This window comes from Micromonospora citrea, assembly GCF_049629545.1.
GTDB lineage: Bacteria > Actinomycetota > Actinomycetes > Mycobacteriales > Micromonosporaceae > Micromonospora > Micromonospora citrea_A.
The window spans coordinates 1-4,650 of the sequence record NZ_JBNADX010000056.1 but is presented as its reverse complement, the minus strand read 5'-3'; the positions used below and the strand labels follow the sequence as shown (position 1 = coordinate 4,650).

Genomic DNA, 4,650 nt, shown 5'->3' with positions numbered 1-4,650 from the left:
TCGATGATGACGTGGGCATTCGTGCCGGAGATGCCGAACGACGACACCGCCGCCCGCCGCGGCCGATCCAACACCGGCCACGCCCGCGACTCCGTCACCAACGCCACCGCACCGGACGACCAGTCCACCTTCGACGACGGCACATCCACGTGCAGGGTCGCCGGCACCACACCGTGGCGCATCGCCTGCACCATCTTGATCACACCAGCAACACCCGCCGCCGCCTGCGTATGACCCAGATTCGACTTCACCGACCCCAACAACAACGGCTCAAGCCCGTCCCGGCCCTGCCCATAGGTGGCCAACAACGCCTGCGCCTCGATCGGATCACCAAGAGTCGTACCGGTGCCGTGCGCCTCCACCACGTCCACGTCCACCGACGACAACCGCGCCGACGCCAACGCCTGACGAATCACCCGCTGCTGCGACGGACCATTCGGCGCCGTCAAACCATTCGACGCACCATCCTGATTCACCGCCGAACCCCGCACCACCGCCAACACCCGATGACCCAACCGCCGCGCATCCGACAACCGCTCCACCAGGAGCACACCGACGCCCTCGGACCAGCCGGTCCCGTCGGCGCCCTCGGCGAACGATTTGCACCGCCCGTCCGGGGCGAGCCCACGCTGGCGGCTGAAGTCGATGAACGTCTCGAGGGTGGTCATCACGGTGACGCCGCCGGCCAGCGCGAGGGTGCACTCGCCGGAGCGCAGCGACTGCACCGCCAGGTGCAACGCCACCAGCGACGACGAGCAGGCGGTGTCCACGGTGAGCGCCGGCCCCTCGAAGCCGAAGGTGTACGCCACCCGGCCGGAGAGCACACTGCTGGCCGTACCGCCGCCGATGAAGCCGTCCAGGGTCGCCGGGATCTCACCGAGGCCGGCGGCGTAGTTGTGGTACATCATGCCGGCGAAAACGCCGACCTTCTGTCCGCGCAGGGTGAGCGGGTCGATCCGGGCGTCCTCGATCGCCTCCCAGGACGCCTCCAGCATGAGCCGCTGCTGCGGGTCCATGGCCAGCGCCTCGTACGGCGAGATCTTGAACAGGTCCGGGTCGAAGTCCCCGGCGTCGTGCAGGAACCCGCCCTCACGGGCGTACGTGCTGCCCCGTCGCTCCCCCGTAGGGTCGTACGCCCCGTCGGTGTCCCAGCCCCGGTCGGTGGGGAAGCCGGTGACGCCGTCCGCGGCGGTGGCCACCAGCTCCCACAACTGCTCGGGTGAGCGGACCCCGCCCGGGTAGCGGCAGCTCATCCCGACGATCGCGATCGGCTCGTGGCTCTTGGCGTCGACGGCCTTGAGGCGTTCGCTGGTCTCGTGCAGGTCGGCGGTGACGCGCTTGAGGTACTCACGGAGCTTGGCTTCGTTCGCCATCGGGGTATTCACCTGTCGCGTTGGTCGGCAAGCCGGGGCGGTACGACGGTCAGGAACGACCGAACGTGCTGTCGATGAAGTCGAAGAGTTCGTCGTCGCTGGCCTCGTCGAGGGCCTGGGCGACGCCGGGGTCGGCGGCGTCGCCGTCGACACGGGTGAGCAGCGCCCGGAGTCGCACGGTGAGTGCCGAGCGGGTCTCCTCGTCGGCGGTCAGCTCGGCGAGGGTCTCCGCCGAAGTCGCCGCGAACGCCGCCTCCAGCCGGGCCAGCTCGTCGAGGACGGCAGGGGCGGACCGGCCGGGACCGAGCCGCGACATCAGGTACCCGGTGAGCGTCTCCGGGGTGGGGTGGTCGAAGACCAGGGTGGCCGGCAGCGACAGGCCGGTCAGGGTGGTGAGCCGGTTGCGCAGGTCCACGGCGGTCAGGGAGTCGAAGCCCAGCTCGGTGAAGGACTGCCCGGCGCCGAGGGCGGCCGCCGAGGCGTACCCGAGCACGTCCGCCACCTGGCCGGTGACCAGCTCCTCGACCAGCCGCCGGCGGTCCTCGTCGGACGCCGCGGCGATCCGGTCGCGGAACCCGCCGCCCGGCGCGCTGCCGGCGGCGGTGCGCCGGGTGCGGACCCCGGCCAGGCCGCGCAGCGGCGCCGGTAGGTGGTCGACGGTGGTGAGCGCACGCAGCGCGGCCAGGTCGAGGCGGACGGGCAGCAGCAGCGGCTGCCGACTGCGCCGACTGGCGTCGAAGAGGGCCAGCGCCGCAGCGGTGCCGAGCGGGGCGACGCCCTGGCGGGCCATCCGTTCCCGGCGGCCGGCGCCCAGGTCGCGGGTCATCCCGCTGTCCTCGCCCCACAGGCCCCAGGCCAGGGAGGTGGCGGCGAGTCCGGCGGCGCGCCGCTGGTGGGCCAGCCCGTCGAGGAACGCGTTGGCCGCCGCGTAGTTGCCCTGTCCGGGGCCGCCGAGTGGGCCGGCGATCGAGGAGAAGAGCACGAACATCGGCAGGTCCAGGTGCCGGGTGAGGTCGTGCAGGTGCCAGGCGGCGTCTGCCTTGGGACGCAGCACGGCGGCGGTCCGCTCGGGGGTCAGCGCGGTGACGGTCGCGTCGTCGAGGACACCGGCGGCGTGTACCACCCCGGTGAGCGGGTGGTCGGCGGGGACGGCGGCGAGCAGCGCGGCGACCTGGTCCCGTTCGGCCACGTCGCAGGCGACGAAGCGGGCCTGCGCGCCGAGCCGGGTCAACTCGGCGAGCAGGTCGGCGGCGCCGGGCGCGTCGCCGCCGCGCCGGCCGGCCAGGAGCAGGTGCCGGACCTTGTGCGCGGTGACCAGGTGCCGGGCGAGGAGGCCGCCGAGGGCGCCGGTGGCGCCGGTGACCAGCACGGTGCCGTCGGGGAGCAGGTCGACGGCGCCCGTCGGGTCGGGTTCGGCCGGCGCGAGCCGGGGCACGAGCAGCCGGCCGTCGCGCACGGCGAGCTGCGGTTCGTCGCTGGCGAGGGCGCGGCCGAGCAGGTCGGCGTCGACCTCGCCGTCGAGGTCGACCAGCACGAACCGGCCGGGGTGCTCCAGTTGCGCCGAGCGGACCAGGCCCCAGACGGCAGCGCCGGGCAGGTCGGTCACCTCGCCCGTGGCGTCGGCGGGGACGGCGCCCCGGGTGAGCACCACGAGCCGCCGGTCGGCGAACCGGTCGTCGGCCAGCCACTCCCGCACGGCGGTCAGGGTGGCGGCGAGGCGGGCCCGGGTCGCGTCGAGGGGATCATCCGACGGCGGGTCACCGGCGGGCAGCAGCACCAGCCGGGGATCGTGCCGTCCGGCGTCGAGGGCGTCGGCGAGCGCGGGAAGCCCGCCGGGCAGCGCCGTGGCGGCGAGGCCGGTGGCGGCGTCGAGCGCCACGATCCCGGCTGCCGGCCGCGACGGTAGCGGCAGTGGGGACCAGCGCAGGTCGAACAGGGGCAGTTCGGCCGGGCCGGTGGCGTCGAGCTGGTCGGCGCTCACCGGCCGGGAGACGAGCGAGTCGATGCGGGCGACGGGTGCGCCGGTCCCGTCGGCGAGGGTCAGCGACACCGCCGAGGCGGTGCGGGTGACCCGTACCCGCAGCAGGGTCGCGCCGACGGCGGTGAGTGCGACGCCCGACCAGGCGAACGGAAGTCGGGCCGTGGCGTCGTCGGTGTCGTCGGTGAGGCCGACGACGTGCAGCGCCGCGTCCAGCAGCGCCGGGTGCAGGCCGAACCCGGCGGGGGCGACGCCGTCGGGCAGCGCGACCTCCGCGTAGACGGCGTCGTCGGTACGCCACGCGGCACGCAGGCCCCGGAAGGTGGGCCCGTGGTCGACGCCGAGCCGGTGCAGCTGCTCGTAGATCGGCGCGACCGGCACGGCGGTGGCGCCGGGTGGCGGCCACGTGGTCAGCGGCTCCGCCGGGTCGGTCCGGCCGGGGGCGAGGACGCCCTCGGCGTGCCGGGTCCATTCGGCGCCCGGGTCGTCGGCGGGCCGGGAGTGGACGCTGACCTGGCGGCGGCCGTGCCCGTCGGCGGCGCCGAGGACGAGCTGCACCGCGCGGGCGCCCTGCTCGGGCAGGACCAGCGGGGCGGCGAGGGTCAGCTCCTCGAGGGTGTCGCAGGCGGCCTGCGCGCCCGCGTGCAGCGCCATCTCCACCAGTGCCGCCCCCGGTACGACGACCGACCCCCACACCACGTGGTCGGCGAGCCAGGGCCGGGTCCGTACAGAGAGCCGCCCGCCGTGGATGCGTACGTCGTCGGTGGCGGTGACCAGTTCGGCGTCGAGCAGGGGGTGGGTGGTGCCCCGGACGCCGAGGCCGGAGGCGTCGGCGCCGGACGGGCCGGCGTCGAGCCAGTACCGCTGCCGCTGAAAGGCGTAGGTGGGCAGGTCGACGGTGCGGGGCCGGTGGCCGGTGTGGGTGAACCAGGCCGTCCAGTCGACGGGGGTGCCGGTGACGTGCAGCCGGGCCAGGGCGGTAACCAGGCTGGTGGTCTCCGGTTGGTCGCGGCGCAGGGCGGCGACGTGGTGGGCCGGCCGGTCGGTGGAGGTGTCGGCGGCCATCGCCGTCAGCGTGGCGTCGGGGCCGACCTCCAGGAAGGTACTCACCCCGGCCTCGTGCAGGGTGGCGATCGCGTCGGCGAACCGGACCGCCTCCCGCACATGCCGCACCCAGTACTCCGGCCCCGCGATCTCCGCCGGGTCCGCGACCCGACCGGTCAGGTTCGACACGATCGGCAACTTCGGGGCGTGCCAGTCCAGGCCGGCCAGGACCGCCCGGAACTGCTCCAGCATCGG

The 4,650-nt window shown here is 74.7% G+C and carries 2 protein-coding genes; both read right to left on the bottom strand.

Annotated elements, in window-relative coordinates; genetic code table 11:
• The coding region (locus ACPFP2_RS29715) for a type I polyketide synthase (protein WP_424093538.1) at positions 1 to 1,385 on the bottom strand (1,385 nt) is incomplete at its 3' end.
• Between the two features lie 37 nt (positions 1,386 to 1,422).
• Positions 1,423 to 4,650: SDR family NAD(P)-dependent oxidoreductase (locus ACPFP2_RS29710; RefSeq protein ID WP_424093537.1), on the bottom strand; the 3,228-nt coding region annotated here is incomplete at its 5' end.